Genomic DNA, 18,262 nt, shown 5'->3' with positions numbered 1-18,262 from the left:
CTATTCGTAGTTAACCCCATTCAAATCATGGACCTCGTATTACTTCTTTTTATTTTCACGCTGGCGGCTTTCCTCGGCTTCGAGCTGATTGCGAAAGTTCCGTCGCAGCTGCACACGCCGCTCATGTCCGGCTCCAATGCGATCAGCGGCATCACGATTGTGGGCGCGCTCCTCGCGGCGGGCTCCACCAATGAAACAGCCGGCGCGCTCGCGCCCTGGTTGGGATTTGCGGCGGTCGTGCTGGCGACCATTAACGTCGTGGGCGGTTACGTGGTGACCGACCGCATGCTCGGCATGTTTAAGCCGAAGGAAAAGGCCAAGCGCCCGGAGTAACGCGTCATGGAAACATTTGTTAATCTCGCCTACATTGTAGCGGCGATCCTGTTTGTCTTCGGGATCAAAATGCTCGGGCGCGCCGACACCGCGCGCAAGGGTAACAAACTCTCGTCGGTCGGCATGTTGCTGGCCGTGGTGGTCACGATGTTCGACCACCACATCATTCGTTATGAGCTGATCATTGCCGGCATTTTAATCGGCGCGGTCATCGGCCTGGTCGCAGCCAAAAAGGTTGCCATGACGGGCATGCCCGAGCTGGTGGCGCTGTTCAACGGCTTTGGCGGCCTCGCCAGTTTGCTGGTTGGCTGGGCCGAGTTTGCCCGCGTTGAAGCGATCAACCAAGCCTACTTGGCAACCAAGGAAAACGTAGTCGGCGCGCTGACCAGTGGCGGCGATTCCTTCCTCGCCACGCACTACCCGGAGGGCATTCAGCTGAGCGCCTTTACGGCGGCGGTCATCATCCTGACGATCCTCATCGGCGGCGTGACCTTTACCGGCAGTATTTACGCGTGGGGCAAGCTGAGTGGTAAACTCGGCGGCGCGGCCACAGTGTTTGGCGGACAAAAAGCCGTCAACGGCCTGATCGCCTTGGCGCTCGTGGGCGCGGGTGTGGTCTTCACGATTTCGCCGATGAGCAGCACGGCTTCGGCAGTGTTGATTGGCGTCATTGTGTTGTCGCTGGTGCTGGGCGTGATGTTCGTCATGCCGATTGGCGGCGGCGACATGCCGGTGGTGATTTCGCTGCTCAATAGCTTCTCGGGCTTGGCCGCGAGTTTCGCTGGCTTCGTCATTGCGAACAACGTGCTCATCGTCGCGGGCTGCTTGGTGGGCGCCAGTGGCCTGATCCTGACCGTGATCATGTGTAAGGCGATGAACCGCACGCTGAGCAATGTGCTCTTCTCGGGCTTTGGCGCGACGCAGCAATCGTCGGCCGGTGAGACCGAAGGCGAGCTTAAGCCGATCAGCGCGGAAGACGCGTATTACATTTTGGAAGCCGCCAAGAGCGTGGTCTTCATCCCGGGTTACGGTATGGCCGTTGCGCAGGCGCAACACGCCGTGAAGGAGCTCGGTGAGCTGCTGGAAAACAACGGCGCGGAAGTCCGCTTTGCGATCCACCCGGTCGCGGGCCGCATGCCCGGCCACATGAACGTGCTCCTCGCCGAAGCCGACGTGGAATACGAGCAGCTTTGCGAAATGGACGCCGTCAACCCGACCATGGAAACGGTCGACGTGGCGGTGGTCATCGGCGCGAACGACGTGGTCAACCCCGCCGCCGCCGAAGACGAAGGCTCCCCGATTTACGGCATGCCGATCATCAACGCGCACCACGCCAAGACCTGCTTCTGCTTGAAGCGCGGTAAGGGTGCCGGCTTCTCCGGACTGCAGAACAAGCTCTTCCTGATGCCGAACACGCGCATGCTCTACGGCGACGCGAAGGCGACCATCACCGGGCTGGTCACGCAGTTTAAGGAAAGTTAGCTTTTGCTTGTATATCCCTCATTAATAGCGTCAGGTCGTCAGCGGCCTGGCGCTTTTTTTGCCTACGGCAGGCAGGCGCGAATAGGCGTGGCTTGTTCAGTGCTTTATTGGTCGATTTATCAGCTGCTCGCATTGCCTCTCTGATGGTAGGGCGCAGTCTCCAGACAAGCCGCCGCGTTGCCTCTCAGTTGCTACCTTTTCCAGATCTTTTAAATGGCACTGTAGGGCAGTGGCTTGTCTGGGCGGTCAGGTCAAGGGGGGGGCTTTGGGTATGATTGACATTTTTCGAAGTGGATCTCTGCCACGAAATCATCAACCCACTTTTAACGTTCGGTGATGTCATCCAGGGTGCTTTTCAATTCCCACACCTGTGTTTTCAAAAAGAACCGCTGCTGTACTGGAGTAACAACAGTGGCTGTACCTGGTCGACAACCGATGCTGTACTGGGGAAAGAACCGAGCGGTTCTTTTTGAGTTTCCTAAGTAGGCTTTTCGGCAACAACCGTATAGGCTTTTCCGAGTTTCCTACGTAGGCAATTGCGAGTTTCCTACGTAGGCTTTTTCGGGGCGTGGCGTGCGGACGCGAATGACGACCTTGTGGTCGGCTCCGTCCAATACGCTATGGCGGCGCTTATCTAGAGCTTAACGCCACGGCATTTGCCACAAATTCAGTCGGCTCCAGACCTATCCTCGGAGGCCATTTTACTGTAAACTTATAAATTACCCGCCGTCGCGGTGGTTATTGTTTCAAATGTATGGAAGCCGTCACTCTTGCTGGTGGCCTCCTTTTTTCTATGGATGCAATTATGACAAACACCCCAACTACCTTCGGCCACTTTTCAGAAGATGGCCTCGAGTATGTGATCACTGATCCGCTGGCTCCGCCCCGCGCTCAGATTAACTTCCTGTGGAATGACCACATCATTTCCGGGCTCAACCAGTTCGGCAGCGGCGAAGGCATCTTCAACGACCGCACCTTGATGCTCAACCACCCGAAGGGCCGCGTGCAGCTGATCCGCCACGGCCGCCGGTATTTCTATTTGCAGGACCGCGAGTCGGGCGCGTTTTGGAGCGCCGGCCTGTTCCCGGTCAACAAGGAGGGCGGCAAGCTCGTCACCCGCGTCGGCCTCGGCTACTCGGTTTTCGAAATGGAAGATGAAGGCGTCCGCACCGTTTCCAAGTGCTTCCTGGCGCCGGATGAGCCCGTCGAAATCTGGGAGTTTGAAGTCACCAACCAGACCGACCGCGCGCGCCAGATTCGCCTCGCGCCGTTTGTGGAATTCCACCTCGGCGGTTACGCGACGTTCAGCAGCCCGTATTCTTACCTGCGCAGCACCTTTGACGCCGAGCGCAACGCGGTGCTCAGCTACAACACCTCGGACGAGCGTCCGCACGAGCGCTACAACGCCTTCCTCGCCACCGACCGCAAGGTTGACGACTGGTGCGGTGGCCGCCGCGACTTCTTTGGCCCCTATGGCGACGCCGCGCGCCCGCAGGCGCTCAAGGACGGCATGGCCTGCCGCGAAGCCTGGGTGGAAGAGCTCGCCGGCTCACTCGGCATCGACTTCGACCTCCAGCCCGGTGAAACGCAGACCTGCTGCGTGATCATTGGCTCCTTCGATTCCGACGCGGAAAAGGACCGCCTGATCGGCAAGGTGCTCGACGCCGATTACCGCGCCAAGGCCTTCGCCGAACTCGCCGCGCAAAAGCAAACCATGATCGACACCGTCCGCGTCGAAACGCCGGACGAGCGCATCAACTTGCTGACAAATATTTGGTCCAAGCAGCAGATTCAGCTCTGCGTGGAGTTTGGTCGCGACGGCGCCCGCGGCTTCCGCGACACCTTGCAGGACGCCTGGGGCACTGCGCCGTTTAACCCGGCCCTCGCCCGCGAAAAGATCATTGAAACGCTGCGCCACCAGCACGCCGACGGCCACGCCGTTCGCGGTTGGCTTCCGCTGCAGCCGCACCATTACTCGGACGGCCCCGTGTGGATCCCGCTCGCGATCTGCGGCTACCTGAAGGAAACCGGCGACCTGAGCCTGCTCGACGAAGTCGTCCCCTACCTCGACGAAGGCGAAGCCACCGTGCTCGAACACACCTTGACCGGCCTCCGCCACCTGAGCGAAGACCTTGGCGAACACGGCCTCTGCCTCGCCCACGAAGGCGACTGGAATGACTCGCTCAACTGGATGGGCCGCGCCGGCAAGGGCGAAAGCGTTTGGACCTCCATCGGCTTGCACTACGGCCTCACCGCCATGATCGAGCTTGCCGACGAAGTGCTCAAGGACGCCGCGCTCGCCACCGAGCTCCGCGACCGCCAGGCCAAGATCGAAGCCGCGATCGAAGAACACGGCTGGGACGGCGAGTGGTATCTGGCCGGCTACAGTGACTTCGGCAATGCCGTTGGCTCGCAGGAAAACGCCGAAGGCAAAGTATTCCTCAACCCGCAAACCTGGGCCATCCTCGCCGGTCTCGCCAAGGGCGAACGCCGCGAAGCTTGCCTCAAGGCCATCGACGAACAGCTCGAGTCCGATCACGGTTCGCTGACTTTGACGCCCGCCTACAACGCCAAGGACGAGAACGTCGGCCGCGTGACCATGCTCCTGCCGGGCATGTATGAAAACGGCACGCCGTATTGCCACGGCACCGCGTTTAAGATCGTCATGGACTGCGTGGCCGGTCGCCCGGACGAAGGTCTGCACAGCTACCGCAAGGTCATGCCCGACACGCCGGAGCACCCGTCACTCATCAGCGGCTGCGAGCCCTATGCCTTTACGAACCAATACCTCGGGCCGGACAACGGTCGCGCGGGTGAGTCGATCAGCGGCTGGATCACCGGCTCAGCCGGGTGGATGTTCCGCTCGATCGTCGACTACTTCTGCGGCGTTCAGCCGGGCTACGCGGGGGTGGACATCACGCCGTGCCTGCCGACCGAGTGGGACAACGTAAAGGTCGACCGCATGGTTCGGGGCAAGCTCTACGCGATTGAGATTCGCCGCGAAGGCGAAGGCTACGCGATCACGGTCAACGGCGAAGCCTGCCCGGATGGCTTCGTGCCCTACGCCGAGGCCGCCGCCCCCGTCGCATAATTTCGTATCAAGAAGGGGTATATGAAGAGCGCTCACCTTAGCGGGTGGGCGCTTTTTTGTGGGCGCTTTCCCGTGCTCTAGAGATAACATGAAGTTGCCGGGTCCAGCCCTTGCTCAACCCGGCAACTGATGATAGATCAAAAACAATACCTGGCCGTTAAGCTCGGCATCGATGTTCACGCTGACAGTTACGTGGTGGTTCGTCAAGTTGATGGCAGCACGCCTCAGACTTCGCAAAAGTTTCGCACTCGTGAGTCTTTTCTTCGCTTCGTGAGCAAGCAGCAGTCTGAGGCCGAGCAGGTGTATGCCTGTTACGAGGCTGGTCCGTTTGGCTGGAGTCGTTTCAACAACCGCCGCCAAGTCAGCAGCTACACCGGACTGTGCCCCAGCGAACACTCCTCGGGCAAAAAGCGACGGCAGGGCCACATCACCAAACACGGCAACCCGCGCGTGCGCGCCAAGCTGGTCGAGTGCGCCTGGCGCCTGGTGCGCTATCAGCCCGACTACCCGCCGATCCAAAAGTTCCGCGCCGCCTTGCTGGAAAAGAAAACCTCCCCGGCAGCCAGGAAAAAAGCCATCGTCGCCGTCACACGACGACTGGCCGTGGACCTGTGGCGACTCTTTACCGAGCAAACCACCCCCGAGCAAATCGGCCTGCTCATCAAACCGTCAATAGGATAACTTCGCTCAAGATAAACAAAGTAGAAAAGCCAACCAAACAAAACTTTCGGTGAAGGAGCGCGTCTGGAAAAATGTATGGGCCAAGCCCGTTCTAGAGATAAGACCGCCTGCCACCCTCAAACGACATTGAATACGTCATTAAGCGCCGACCAGTCGCGCGCATAGCAGTATAAGCCGCTTGAAAACAAGCGAGCAAACGAGGGAGGACTTCAACCAGAAAAAATAACAAACAGCATGCTTGACTCAAAAAACTTCATAGCAGCACTTTTCATCTAAGTCAGCTACCGGGCGACTGGCCGCATAGCCTACCGCCATGTCTGAAACATGCGAATCAACATGCGCATACTTGATTTTTACCGGAAGCACTAATTAAAAATACTGCGCCCTACCCTACCAGCGTCGATCGCCACGGCGATCTTGCAGTGAATCAGCCGACGGCGCGATCTCGGGATTATCCGCCGCCCACTTGGCATAGGCCTCGGGCGCATTGCGATTCCACTGACGCGCCACTTGCTGGACCGCCTGCGAGCGCATGCCATCGTCGTTGACCGACATCGCATAAGTCATGGCCGCATCGGGGTCAACGCGGGCCGCCTCGCGGGAATACTCCGCCACGGCGCGGTCCAGCTCGGGCGAGGGCGGTTGCTCATTCAGGTAATTCCCCGCGCTGTAAGGATCGCGCTCTGCCCACTCTTCAATGGCTTCCGCCATCGCATGCTGGTAGATGCTCGGATCACTCTGGTATTGGGAAACAAATTCGATGGCGGCCACGGGGTCATCCTGCGCCCACTGCTGCGCGAGCTGAGGAATCGTTGAGCGCAAAATGTCGGCGTCTTCAATGCGGGACAATCGTGCGGCGGCGCTAGCGGGGTCGTTTTCACCCAACTCGCTGCCAATGCGCTCCAACAGCTCGCGACGCGTCTCATTGTTCGACATCGCCGCCACATCATCGAGGGCCAGAACGCCGCGCGCATTCACTAAATTGCGCGCAAATTGCCGACCGCTCCAGCGATCAAGCATCGAGCCTTCACCCTCTTGCGCAGACACATATTGTAGAGCGCCCGTCGGGTCACTTTCGCTCCAGCCGATCAGCAGCCCACGCCGATAACGGCCCGGATCTTCGCTTTCCTCGACCCAAAAACGTGCGGCAGACGGGTCCACCCGCGCCCAGGAAGACAAGGCCGCCGTGACACCCATGCCAGCTGCGCGGCCACCCTGCGTTTCGGCGTAAGCCACTGCGGACGGCGCATCCACGCGGCCCCAAGCGTAATAAAGCATGCCCATCTGCTGCATGCGCTGCCAGCCATCGGACTCTTCTTGGATGATCTCCGCGATCGCGGGTAAGTCATCTGCCGACGCCCCTTCGAGCAGCATGGAAAGCTTCATCATGCGCTCCAAATCGTTGGTCGACTGCAGGGCCTCGCGCGCGGCCTTGAGCGGCTGCGCCTGACTGAGGGCTAGATATTCCTGAAACGCCGCAATGCGGACATCCTCTTCCGTCACCATTTCGGCCAGTTGCTCTTCGCCGGTGACTTCATCCACAGCAAAGCTTGCCTCGCGCGCCTTCGTCGCCGCCAGGGCGTCCTTTTTCGGCGCAGACGCGACAACCTGAGTTTCACCCGTCGGCGCATCGCCAGACGACAAAGAGTAGCCAATGACTACGCCGACCACCAGGGCGACCAGCGCCCAAACAAGAGAGATAATTTTCATTTCCGCAACAGATTAGCCTATAGAATACCACATCCCGCGAAATCTGCAATAGGTATGCATCGCATCTCTGCGATTCCCAGCCACCGCGGCACTCAGGCCAACCGATGCCCAAAGACGATCAAAGCCTCTATCAACGACTTGCCACGAGAAGCGACTGAAGCCACATAGCCTAAAACTTCCGAGCGCACACTATCAAGTCGCCCAAATCACGCCATTGACCCAGGCTTTTAGATCTATTTTCCTGCGATGATGAAAATCGATAAATGCGTAGTTCGTCATCGGTCTGTGAGCATAGCACATGCTGTTAAAACTGCTTTTGCCGAAATGACTGAGCGGCATGCGCTATTCATCGAGATAGTCGACACCGATGGCGTGTCGGGTGTCGCCGAAAGTTGGGTGAATTTTCCCACTTGGGCATGGGCTGAGCGAATCGCCGCTTTTGAACAAGGTATCTTTCCCTATTTTCGTGGGAAAGCAGTCGATTCCATTGAGACAACCATGGCGCAGGCTTATAAAGATTTTTCGGGCCCGGCTCATCAAGCCGGTACGATCGGACCGCTGATTCAAGCACTGAGCGCAATGGAACTCGCACTGTGGGATATCCAAGCCCAACGCGCAAAGCTCCCCCTTTCCAAGCTGTGGTTTGAACAGCCCCATGACCGAATTCGGCTCTACGCCAGCGGCATCAACAGCCCGCTTCCACTTGATTTGGTCGATGCCCACATGCAGGCAGGCGTGCAGCTATTTAAGCTCAAACTAGGATTTGGCGATGCCATTGACCGTTACAACCTCAATACGCTCAAGCAACATGTTGGCGAGCATGCCAAGGTTGCAGTCGACGTGAACCGCGGTTGGTCCTTCGAACAAGCACTCGAGTGGTTGCCGATGCTGGCAGGGCTCGATATCCAATGGCTTGAGGAGCCACTGTCGAGGAACGATGAACATCGGCTCGGTGAACTGCGGCGGCTAAGCCCGATACCGATCTCCGGCGGCGAAAACCAGTTGATGGCCGACGAGGAGCACTGGACGCAGACGCTCGCTTTGCCACTCGATATTCTCCAGCCCGACATCACCAAGTACACGATGCCAAGCTTCGCGCTAAACTTGCTGAAAGCTGATCTCGGCGGAAAACGAGTGGTGCCGCACTTTCTCGGATCGGCAATTGGGCAAGCCGCCTCGCTGCACTATGCAGCGGGTTGCCCAGAGGGCTTGTGCGAATGGGACATCAATCGCAATCAACTGCGCACCGATATACTAACCACTCCCTTCGACATTGTGGACGGCTGCATCGCAATCCCCGAGAGACACGGGCTGGGGTGGCGATTGAGCGCAAACTGAATAAGTGCAAAGGTCAGACGGCGGCGGCGATCCAATCGCTGCAGGCAACATAGTTCTACTTAGTTAGAAAGAATAGATCGCCACAAAAAGGCACAAAAGAGCGCAAGACCAGTAGGCAGCGCAGCAAGTATTTGTGTTTTGTGAGCCTTTTTGCGGCCATCTCCACCTCATGAACCTTCCTGAGGCGGTTCTAAATGAATTTAACGAAGTAGTCCTTGCGCATCCTAATATTCGCAATTTGATGATTATGCACCACGCTCTTCCTTACTCTGTCAGCTTTTCGTATCGGAACGCCAGGCCCCGGGTGAGGAACCGTATTGCACCTTGAAGATGCGGTTGAAATGGTAAGGGTCGCCAAAGCCAACACGTTGCGCGACTTCGCCAACCCTCAGTTCGGAATATTGCAAGAGTATCGCTGCGCGTTTCAGTCGCTCAAGTTGCAAGAGCTTCTTGAATGAATTTCCCATCAGGCGACTCACTTCACGACTGCATTGGGCATCACTGAGCCCGAGCTCATTGGCCAAATCACCAAGCATGACGGGCTCATGGGCTCGGGTCGCGAAGAATAGCTCAATGCGCTCTTTGCGCGTGATGCTGCTCTTCGGACGTGGCTGAACCAGTTGGCATAGGTGGTGCCCAAGCATCTGTAGTTGCGACACCAAACGACGTTGATCAGCTGCGGATAGCTCTGGCAAACGACTCCACTCTTCCTGCCAAGCGACGCTCCCCTCGATCCCAGTGGGTTGGATTCCGCGAAAGACGCCTCCAAAGATGGTGAGCATGTGAGCGTCACCTACAATGATTGGGCAGACAACTTCCTGTGCTCCCTTCCAGCAGCTGTGGCAGCCACTGCCCCGCAGCACATACTTACCCATGTCGTAGAGGCAATGCTGGTTGCAGGCGGTGTGCCAGCCGGTCTGCTTGTATCGCCGCCAGCGACAGAAACGATGCGAGTGCTCGTAGCGATTTTTAGGGAGCAGCGGGGTGCCGTCGAGCGCCAGACACCCAAGCTGATCGTGGATGGTGATACGGCAATCCCAGGCGCTTTCGACACTGTCAATCAGCTCAAGCGCCTGTTCGGTGAGGCTGTTTTTAGTCTTAAAAGACCTATACGTCATAAAAACGCAAAAGTATGCGGTTTGCCCCCATTGAGCAATCTTTCTCCATTTAATATACTGTTGGCATGAAAAGCGAACCTATCCCTGGGCTGAAAAGTCGTTCATTTCAACTGTCGCCTGATCAACTGGACCATGCTGGCGACTGGGATGTCGTTGTCGTTGGCGGTGGTCCTGCGGGCTGCGCTGCGGCCGTTGGCGCTGCATCGAGTGGCTCCCGTACATTGCTGATCGAACGCTGCTGCGCACTTGGAGGCATGGGCACACTGGCGAGAGTTCCGGCCTGGTGTCCCTACAGCGACCGTAAACAGCAAATTCACCGCGGCTTCGCAGGCCGTATGTTGAGCCGCTCTCTTGCGTCGACCCCACACATTGATCCCAATCGTCTGGACTGGGTTCCTATCTCCTTTGAGCACCTCAAAGTCATCTACGATGAAGAGGTCACGAATAGCGGCGCAGAAGTTCGCTTCGACACCTTGGTCGTGGACGTGGTGTCCGATGAGGAAGGCCTGATGAGTGGTCTGGTCGTAGCGGATAAAGCGGGCCTACACTTGATCCGCGGCGCCGTGTTTATCGACTGCACGGGAGATGCCGACTTGGTTGCCCGCTGCGATGTCGACATTCATATGGGCGATGATCAGGGCGGTGAGTTGATGCCCTCAACCATGTGTTTCACCCTGGCTAACTGTCAGAAAACTGGCGATGACCGCTCGCTGGATCTCATCAATCCAAGAGGCGACCGCCCATCCGTCATCCACGAGATTCGCCAAGACCCTTTGTTTAAAGAAATTCCGGATGACCACATCTGCGTCGCCCTGACTGGCCCCGGCTGCATGAGCTTCAATGCCGGTCATATTTATGACATCGACAACACCCAGCCGGAAAGCGTTTCTCGCGGCGTGATGCAAGGTCGGCGTCTGGCGCAGCTCTACCGGGACGGGCTCGCCAAGTATTTGCCGGAAATTTTTGGTGAGGCAGTGCTTATCAACACGGGCTCCTTGTTGGGCGTTCGTGAAACGCGCCGGATCATCGCCGACTATGAATTAACGATCAAGGACTACCTGGACCGGCGCTCGTTTGAAGACGACATCTGCCGCAACGCCTACTTCATCGACATCCACCTCTATTCGGAAGAAGTCGAGGATGACAAGCCGTGGGAAGAGCGCGTGCATGGGCGTTTTGAGAAATACCAGCCGGGCGAATCCCATGGCATTCCCTACCGCAGCCTTTGCCCCAAAGCTTTGAAAAATGTGCTCGTTGCCGGACGCTGCATCGGCACGGATCGGGCCGTTAACGCAAGCGTGCGCGTCATGCCAGTTTGCTTGTCGACGGGGGAGGCCGCCGGCGTCGCTGCGAGCATGGCGATAGCGAGCCAAGACATTCATCAAATCAACGTCCAACAATTACGCACCGAGCTCATTTCGAGAGGAGTTTATCTATCATGAGTTACCCAACCAAGACCGTTCAATTCGTTGCCCAAGGAGAAGTGGAACTCGTTTCCAGCGAGCTGGGCGAACCCAACGCAAACGAAGTCATTGTCAAAAATGACTGGTCCCTGATTTCCGCTGGCACCGAGCTCACCTGCCTGCATCGTCGCTTTGCGGCGGGCACGCATTGGGATGACTGGCTCAAGTATCCGCATACGCCTGGCTACAGCGCAGCGGGGCGGATCATTGCCGTCGGCAGTGAAGCCGCTAAGGAATGGTCGGTAGGCGATCGCGTGGCCGCCCGCATCGCGCATGCTTCCCATGTGTGTGTGAATGCAGAAAGCCTCTACCGCTTGCCGGATGGCTTGGATGCCAGCCTGGCGGCTTGGGTTGGATTGCTGAAAATCGTTCAGGTAGGAGCCCGAACCGCGGACCCCGAATTGGGCTCAAAGGTGGTCATTGTCGGTTGCGGAATCTTGGGGCAATTGGCAGTGCAATATATGGCGCACGCGGGTTGTGAAACGATCATCGCTATTGACACCAACCAGTCACGCCTGGACACCGCGCAAGCAAACGGCGCTACGCACGTTATTGCGTCCGGCATTGGGGAATCGGGCGAGGCCGTGCTCCAAGCTTGTTACGGCGAAGCGCCTGACATCGTGATTGATGTGACCGGCTCTTCGGCCGTATTGCCTCACTGCTTGGCAATGGTCCGCGATTTCGGAAAGGTCGTGTTGCTGGGCGACCCCGGCGACCCAAATGGCCAGCACATTACTAAGGATATCATCCTGCGCGGTGTCCGTTTACTGGGGGCTCACGATAATCATCCGGCATTGGCTTTTGCTCCGCGCAATAATTGGACACCGGACCGTATGATTAATTACGGGCTCAGGTTACTAGCCAATGGCAAGCTCGATGTTGCTCGCTTAACCAGCCACCGTTTTCCTGCAACCGAGGCTAAGGAAGCTTACGCTATGGCTTCGGACCCGTCTCAAGACAATCTCGGCATCCTCTTGGATTGGAGTCATGTTTAGCGCGCCTCATCAAAGAGACAACACAGGGTCAGGCCTTTAGTCTGTCCCCTTCGATTTACTCAGGTAATATTCTTCTAGATAGACTCCAACATCAACATCGTCTGAATATCCATTAAGCAGCTTCCAGATAAATTGATCATCACGGCCGATAAGCAAAGCAATAAAACTAATCTTATCCCCCTTTATACCAGGATCATTTTCATAGTACGCAGACTTGAAAATAATATTCAGCAATGAACCATGCAAAACATAATACTTATTAGACAAAATACCAATTGTCTCTGCTCTAATTGAATCCTCCGAATCAAGCGTGGCGTGAGCGGTAGACAGATACGCACCATTATAAACAAATGAAGTGTTAAGGATTCCAGACAGAGCCATCTTTCGATCCTCAACACTACAACCGTCATCACCCAATACAGCCATCATAAACATCATTCCTTCAGCAGATTGAGAAAACTCCTCAAACAATATTCTTTTATCTACAACACTTTCATTAGAAAATTTTGATATCTTATCAGGAATACTTCGCTCCCTAAACAACAAAGCACTCAATAACGCACCAGTCGTCACCCCTAACACAAACATCAATAATTTTATATTCATAACAAAACACTACTTCAACTATCTCATACTGCTATTTTAGCTGACATTGCCACAGTCGTAGGTCGATAACTTTTTCCAAAAATATAGCACAGGGTCAGGTTTCTGTTTCTGCTCCGCATTGCAGCATAAATACGATTGCACCATCATCGTTAAGCCCAAAGAACAGTGTTCTGGAATTAACAAAGTCTATGATTGCCGCTTTCGATGTCGACTATGCTGAAGATGGTAGCGCCCATGCAGCTGCCGTCGTTTTCGAGGAATACGCAGATGCTGACTCAGTAGCTTGCTACACTAAGCGCATTTCTCAAACCGAAGAATATCATCCGGGTGAATTCTACAGGCGCGAGTTGCCCTGCATTCTTGCACTCATAGATGAGATGGAAGTGTCTTTCTATACGATCATTGTAGATGGCTATGTGAAGCTGGGCGATAAGCCAGGCCTCGGTGCACATTTGCAGAATGCGGTCGGTCCCGCATATAAAGTCATTGGTGTAGCTAAGAGTTATTTCGCGGGAAGTCATCCTGGTGAGGTTCTCCGAGGCATAAGTAAAAACCCGCTCTATGTGACTACATCTGGCATTGATTTAAAGGACGCCTGCAACGCGATTGCCTTAATGCACGGACCTCACCGCATTCCTACTCTGTTAAAGCAGGTGGATCAGTTGTGCCGTAAATGGTGAGTCGCATAGCTATCTGTTCGATCTCTGGACTACTATCGCCTGCGTTGAAAGAAGTGGCTCATTTAAATCCATTCATTTTCATGGCCATCGCAGTCTGTAGGCCTGATGCAATCATTTCATAGTTCCATGTGTTGTCAGGCGAAGCATAGCTAATAAATGCTTCATAGACGCGCTCAATAATCTCGTCGCCGAAGAAGCTGCCATTTCTAACGTAATTCACCAATTCCTGAGCGTTCTGATCCTCACACACATTCAATGCTCGAATCGCAGAGTCGATCAAGTCTGGGATGCGCTGAAATGTGATAGCTGAATCAACGGACAGGACTTCTGCTTCGCGATTTTCAAGCCCACTGAACACCGCGAAATCGATCATGGATCCATATTCCGAAATCATCTCTATATACCAACACTTATCTCTGCATCCGTATGGGAAAGTCAGTCCACATAGCTCAAAGTCTTCAATGGCCCATTGTGGTAATTTTGCCGCAAAGCGACCAAGTTCGACCAAGGCCGTGTGCGCAAACTCCAGAAGCTTCTCGTCCGGTTCGGTTTTAGTGCCAGCTACGTTCAGCCATAAAGTGGATGTATTCAGATCATCGAAGTATTTCTCTATACCTTCAGAAAAGGTTACCGCTGGGGAGTCGCTTAATCCGAAATACCCAGAAATCGATTTCTCTATACCTTCAGAAAAGGTTACCGCTGGGGCCGTATCGGCATACCATTGGATCCCAATGATTTGAGCAGCATCACCATCTTCTCGCCGCTTAAAATCTCTGACTAAGATTTCTCTGAAGAACTGCTCAATTTGAAGGTTCATACTCTACCCATAAAATCATCTAAGGCGCTGATGTGTAACATTGTGATTCGTGAATCAACCTTGCATTGTTTATCAATTTAAGTCCACCGTGAAACACAGTTACGCCCGGTGAATCCCATGCCTCGCTGACCAGCCCAGAAAGGGAGAAAGGAGGCAGGCATTTCGGGTTAACATTTTTCGAAGTGGATCTCTGCCACGACATCATCAACCAGCTTTTTGACGTTCAGTGATGCCATCCAGGGTGCTTTTCAATTCCCACACCTGCGTTTTCAAAAAGAACCGATGCTGTACTGGAGCAACAACAGTGGCTGTACTTGGTCGACAACCGATGCTGTACTAGGGAGAGAACCGAGCGGTTCTTTTTGAGTTTCCTACATAGGCTTTTCGGAAACAACCGTATAGGCTTTGGCCAGTTTCCTACGCAGGCTTTTCTGAGTTTCCTAAGTAGGCTTTTTCGGGGCATGGCGCGCGGGCGCGAATGACGACCTTGTAGTCGGCTCAGTCTTCGAACTCGGGTGGGATGCGAAACGTGCGACCGCACGGCGCTCATAAAGAACTGCCAAGCCACAGCATTTGCCACATTCTCAGTCGGCTACAGCCCTATCCCCAAGAGGCAACACAGGGGCAGGGCGTCTTATTATCGTGAATGGATAGCAGAGAGATTCGTTTTAAGAGTTAGCATATATACAGTCAAAATAGCAGGTCCATGCTGGCGGCGCTCTTAGGAGTGATACCGCCGCCTCTATTGTTGAACGTTATGCTAGCCTTGGTTGGCGCGGGTGCGGCATTCGCGCGGCGTGCAGCCCTCGTTGGCGCGAAAGACTTTGCTGAAATAGCTCGCGCTGCCGTAGCCGACGTGTTCCGCGATGGTCGTGATGGAGTCCGTGGTGCCCGCCAGACGCTGCCGCGCGACCTCAATGCGGTGTTGCTCCAGGTAGCGCATCGGGGTGACGCCGATCTCCTGAGGAAATAGATGCGCCAGCCGGGAAATGGAGATGCCGGAGGCGGCCGCAATCGCGTCCAGCGTGAGCGGTTCGCGGTAGTGTTCGCAGATGTAGGCCATGGCACGCCGAACGCGTGAGTCGAGTCGTTGCGCGGCGGTGTTGGGGTTGGCGGAGTCACTCCAAAGCAGCAGCTGTTCGAGTAGCGACATCGCTAGCGCTTGGCGTTGGGGCAAGGGGCCAAGGAAAACCTTCACCAAGTCGATGAAGCAGGATTTTACATGATTAGCAATGGTGGGGTCCAGCGCTGGCAAAAGGCCAAATCCGGTATCTTCGCGAGGCCATCGCATCCAGTCGATCCACTCAGAGCGCGGTTGAAAGCACACCCAGTAGTGGGTCCATGCGCCAGAGTTGGCATGGTTTTCGTAGGATTGCGGTGCCCCCGGCTCGTAGAGGAATAGGCTGTGTTTGCCTACGGTTACATCTTGCCCGCTTAGGTGCATGCAAGCTTCGCCCGCAGTGGTGTATTCAAGGAGCCAGTGGGGGAGGCCTTGGGGGCGGCGTATGCGGTTGGGAGACTTTTGATCGTGTCGGGCTTTGCCGGCGATGATGATTCTCGGACTGCTGGCGAGTTGGGGCATATAGCAAGATTTTTATACTTTATGACCAGACTGACGCTTGTTTTCAAGGGTGATGTGGCGTATGCTGGTGGTATGACAACGCTTGCTTCCCTCTCCTCTTCCGACACGAAAGTTTTTAACTGGGGCGTTATCGGCCCGGGTAACATTGCGCGTAAATTCGCTGCGGGGCTCGACGACACCGACACGGGTGTGCTCTACGCTGCCGCCAGTCGCGATAAGGCGCGGGCGCAGAAGTTTCTGGATGAGTTTGGCGGTGGCCAAGCCTATGATAGTTACCAGGCCTTGCTCGATGATCCGACGGTGGACGCGGTTTACATTGCCACACCGCACCCCATGCACGCGGAATGGGCGATCAAGGCCGCCCGCGCAGGCAAGCACGTGCTGTGCGAAAAACCGGTGACGCTCAATTACGGCGATGCGCTAGCGGTGGTGGACGCTGCGGCGGAAGCCGGGGTGGTGTTTTTGGAGGCCTTTATGTATCGCTGCCATCCGGCCACTGCGAAGCTTTACGAGCTCGTGCAAAGCGGGGCCATCGGCCAAGTGCAGCGTATGCGGGTGTCGTTTGCTTTTGACTGTGGTGAGAACTTGAAAAGCCGATTGCAGGCCAACGAACTGGGCGGCGGCGGCATTCTGGATGTCGGTTGCTACCCGGTGTCGATGTGCCGTCTGCTGGCGGGCGCGGCACATGGTGAGCGCTTCCTCGAACCAAAGGAGCTGAAGGCGGTGGGGCGCCTCGACCCGAAGACCGGCGTGGATGTGTGGACGAGCGCAGTCATGCTTTTTGAGGGCGACATCGTGGCCGAGGCCTTTACCGCTGTGCGCGCCAATGCGGAAAACGAGCTCTTCGTGCAGGGCACGGAAGGGACGATTCACGTGAAGGATTTCTGGTTTTGCCGTGAGCCGATTACTTTGCAGCGCAAAGGTCAGCAGCCGGAGGTGTTCGAGCCGCTTGTGGAGCGCCACCTTTACACTTACGAAATCGAGGCGCTGCACCAGCTCGCGCATGGCGGCGGTTTGCTCAATTGCGCGATGAGCGTCGAGGATACCCTGGGCAACATGCAGGCACTCGACCGTTGGCGTCAGGAGATCGGCTTGGTTTATCAAATGGAAAAACCGGGTCCGAAGTTCCCCTGCGTGTATGGTACCGGTTGGGCGCGCGGCTGCGAAATTCCGAGCGCGGAAATGCCTGGCGTGGCCAAGCCAATGGCGCGTCTGTGTATGGGGCATCCCAACACGCAGCGCTTGTTTACGGACTGCGTATCGCTTTTCGATGCCTACTTCGAGCGCGGCGGCAATGTTTTCGATGACGGCAGCATCTACCGTGGCTGGGCGACGAAACCGAGCTTTGCCGGACGCTGGATGACGATGCGCGGCGTGCGCGAAGAATGTGTGATAATTGACAAGGGCGCGCATACGCCCAACTGCACACCGGACTACATGCCGGACGAAATCGACCGCCTGCTGAAGACGAATTATTGCGGCTACATTGACCTCTACCTGATGCATCGCGACAACCTTGACGTGCCGGTGGGCGAGTTCGTGGACTTACTCAATGCGCAAATCGATGCCGGCAAAATTCACGCTTACGGGCTCTCCAACTGGACACCCGAGCGCTACGATGAAGCCGCTGCCTATGCGCAGGCCAAGGGCGTGCGTGGACCGGTTTGTTTGTCGAATCAGTTGAGCCTCGCGGAGATGGTTAACCCGGTCTGGCCGGGGACGGAGTCCTGCTCGAATGCTGAGCGTCAAGCTTGGCTGGCAGAGCGCAACGTGCCGCTGGTCGCTTGGTCGAGCCAAGCCGCAGGCTTCTTCACCGAGCAAAGCGCGCCGGATAAAAAGGACAATGGGCTCTTGGTGAAGGGCTATTACAGCGACCGCAATTTCGAGCGCAAAAAGCGCGCCTACCAGCTCGCTGAAAAGAAAGGCGTGCTGCCGATCAACCTGGCGATGGCGTGGGTACTCAGCCAGCCCTTCCCGACGTTTCCGATCATCGGCCCCCGCACGATTACCGAGCTGCGGACATCGCTCGAAGGCTTGCGCATCGCATTGACCGAGGACGAGCGGAGGTGGCTGGACCCGGCAACTTCATGTTATCTCTAGTGTGGTGTCAGCGAAGTTTATCTCAAAATAATCTGTACTTTTTCGGAGAGCCCATTCATGCTCTTTTGGATGGAAACACGTGGACGCAATGTAGCAAAGATTGAGCTAAACACCGATGAGCTTGGGTATCTTCAAACCCTTCTTCGTCGCCGTAATCTACCTCAGGGCGAATCGCGTCGTGCTCGTGCGCTGATGCGGATGCATGAGGGGCTTAACAACAAGACCATCGCCGAGGAAGTGGGCGTATGCGCTCACACGGTGAGCTC

Annotated in this window: 14 protein-coding genes and 1 pseudogene; 10 read left to right on the top strand and 5 right to left on the bottom strand. The window is 56.0% G+C overall.

Annotated features, from left to right (window positions below; all coding sequences use genetic code 11):
• Positions 1–27 precede the first annotated feature (27 nt).
• From RBB62_RS09180 to RBB62_RS09165, 4 genes and pseudogenes are all read left to right on the top strand, one after another.
• The gene (locus RBB62_RS09180) at positions 28–333 is read left to right on the top strand and encodes an NAD(P) transhydrogenase subunit alpha part 2 (protein ID WP_309380703.1); all 306 of its coding nucleotides are present in this window, start codon (positions 28–30) and stop codon (positions 331–333) included.
• Between the two features lie 6 nt (positions 334–339).
• On the top strand, positions 340–1,815 hold the full coding sequence (locus RBB62_RS09175; protein WP_309398457.1) for an NAD(P)(+) transhydrogenase (Re/Si-specific) subunit beta: 1,476 nt from the start codon (positions 340–342) through the stop codon (positions 1,813–1,815).
• Positions 1,816–2,620: 805 nt separating this feature from the next.
• Entirely contained in the window at positions 2,621–4,906 is a 2,286-nt protein-coding gene (locus RBB62_RS09170; RefSeq protein ID WP_309398456.1) for a GH36-type glycosyl hydrolase domain-containing protein, read from the top strand.
• A 336-nt stretch (positions 4,907–5,242) separates the two neighbouring features.
• Positions 5,243–5,587, top strand: a pseudogene (locus RBB62_RS09165) (transposase); the annotation flags it as partial.
• A 390-nt stretch (positions 5,588–5,977) separates the two neighbouring features.
• On the opposite strand, the gene RBB62_RS09160 reads toward RBB62_RS09165, so the two are convergent.
• Positions 5,978–7,297, bottom strand: coding sequence for a hypothetical protein (locus RBB62_RS09160; RefSeq protein ID WP_309398455.1), 1,320 nt, complete (start codon positions 7,295–7,297; stop codon positions 5,978–5,980).
• 246 nt (positions 7,298–7,543) lie between these two features.
• Here RBB62_RS09160 and RBB62_RS09155 point away from each other — a divergent pair, with 246 nt between their 5' ends.
• Positions 7,544–8,635: a mandelate racemase/muconate lactonizing enzyme family protein gene (locus tag RBB62_RS09155; protein ID WP_309398454.1), complete on the top strand. Its 1,092-nt coding sequence runs from the start codon at positions 7,544–7,546 to the stop codon at positions 8,633–8,635.
• A gap of 272 nt (positions 8,636–8,907) precedes the next feature.
• Here RBB62_RS09155 and RBB62_RS09150 read toward each other — a convergent pair whose 3' ends face one another.
• A complete protein-coding gene (locus RBB62_RS09150; protein ID WP_309398453.1) occupies positions 8,908–9,753 on the bottom strand; it encodes a helix-turn-helix transcriptional regulator in 846 nt (281 codons plus the stop codon).
• A 65-nt stretch (positions 9,754–9,818) separates the two neighbouring features.
• On the opposite strand from RBB62_RS09150, the gene RBB62_RS09145 reads away from it, so the two are divergent.
• On the top strand, positions 9,819–11,195 hold the full coding sequence (locus tag RBB62_RS09145) for an FAD-dependent oxidoreductase (protein ID WP_309398452.1): 1,377 nt from the start codon (positions 9,819–9,821) through the stop codon (positions 11,193–11,195).
• Positions 11,192–12,211 (top strand): zinc-dependent alcohol dehydrogenase, encoded by a 1,020-nt coding sequence (locus RBB62_RS09140; RefSeq protein ID WP_309398451.1) that lies wholly within the window; start codon positions 11,192–11,194, stop codon positions 12,209–12,211. The genes RBB62_RS09145 and RBB62_RS09140 overlap by 4 nt, the downstream gene beginning before the upstream one ends.
• Positions 12,212–12,247: 36 nt before the next feature.
• Here RBB62_RS09140 and RBB62_RS09135 read toward each other — a convergent pair whose 3' ends face one another.
• On the bottom strand, positions 12,248–12,817 hold the full coding sequence (locus tag RBB62_RS09135; RefSeq protein ID WP_309398450.1) for a hypothetical protein: 570 nt from the start codon (positions 12,815–12,817) through the stop codon (positions 12,248–12,250).
• A 188-nt stretch (positions 12,818–13,005) separates the two neighbouring features.
• Between RBB62_RS09135 and RBB62_RS09130 the strand changes: the two genes are divergently transcribed.
• The gene (locus tag RBB62_RS09130) at positions 13,006–13,497 is read left to right on the top strand and encodes an endonuclease V (RefSeq protein WP_309398449.1); all 492 of its coding nucleotides are present in this window, start codon (positions 13,006–13,008) and stop codon (positions 13,495–13,497) included.
• A gap of 58 nt (positions 13,498–13,555) precedes the next feature.
• Here the strand turns inward: RBB62_RS09130 and RBB62_RS09125 are convergent, their stop codons facing one another.
• Positions 13,556–14,314, bottom strand: a complete 759-nt coding sequence (locus RBB62_RS09125) for a hypothetical protein (RefSeq protein WP_309398448.1) — start codon at positions 14,312–14,314, stop codon at positions 13,556–13,558.
• Between the two features lie 760 nt (positions 14,315–15,074).
• Complete coding sequence (locus RBB62_RS09120; protein ID WP_309398447.1) at positions 15,075–15,896, bottom strand: helix-turn-helix domain-containing protein; 822 nt, start codon at positions 15,894–15,896, stop codon at positions 15,075–15,077.
• A gap of 21 nt (positions 15,897–15,917) precedes the next feature.
• Here RBB62_RS09120 and RBB62_RS09115 point away from each other — a divergent pair, with 21 nt between their 5' ends.
• Positions 15,918–17,996 carry an aldo/keto reductase gene (locus RBB62_RS09115; protein WP_309398446.1) on the top strand — a complete coding sequence of 693 codons (2,079 nt, stop codon included), beginning with the start codon at positions 15,918–15,920 and terminating at the stop codon, positions 17,994–17,996.
• Positions 17,997–18,065: 69 nt separating this feature from the next.
• Positions 18,066–18,262, top strand: a 197-nt coding sequence (locus tag RBB62_RS09110) for a helix-turn-helix domain-containing protein (protein WP_309398445.1), incomplete at its 3' end; no start/stop codon positions are given.

It is taken from the genome of Cerasicoccus maritimus (assembly GCA_031296935.1).
Taxonomy (GTDB): domain Bacteria; phylum Verrucomicrobiota; class Verrucomicrobiia; order Opitutales; family Cerasicoccaceae; genus Cerasicoccus; species Cerasicoccus maritimus.
This window is presented reverse-complemented; position numbering and strand designations above follow the sequence as displayed.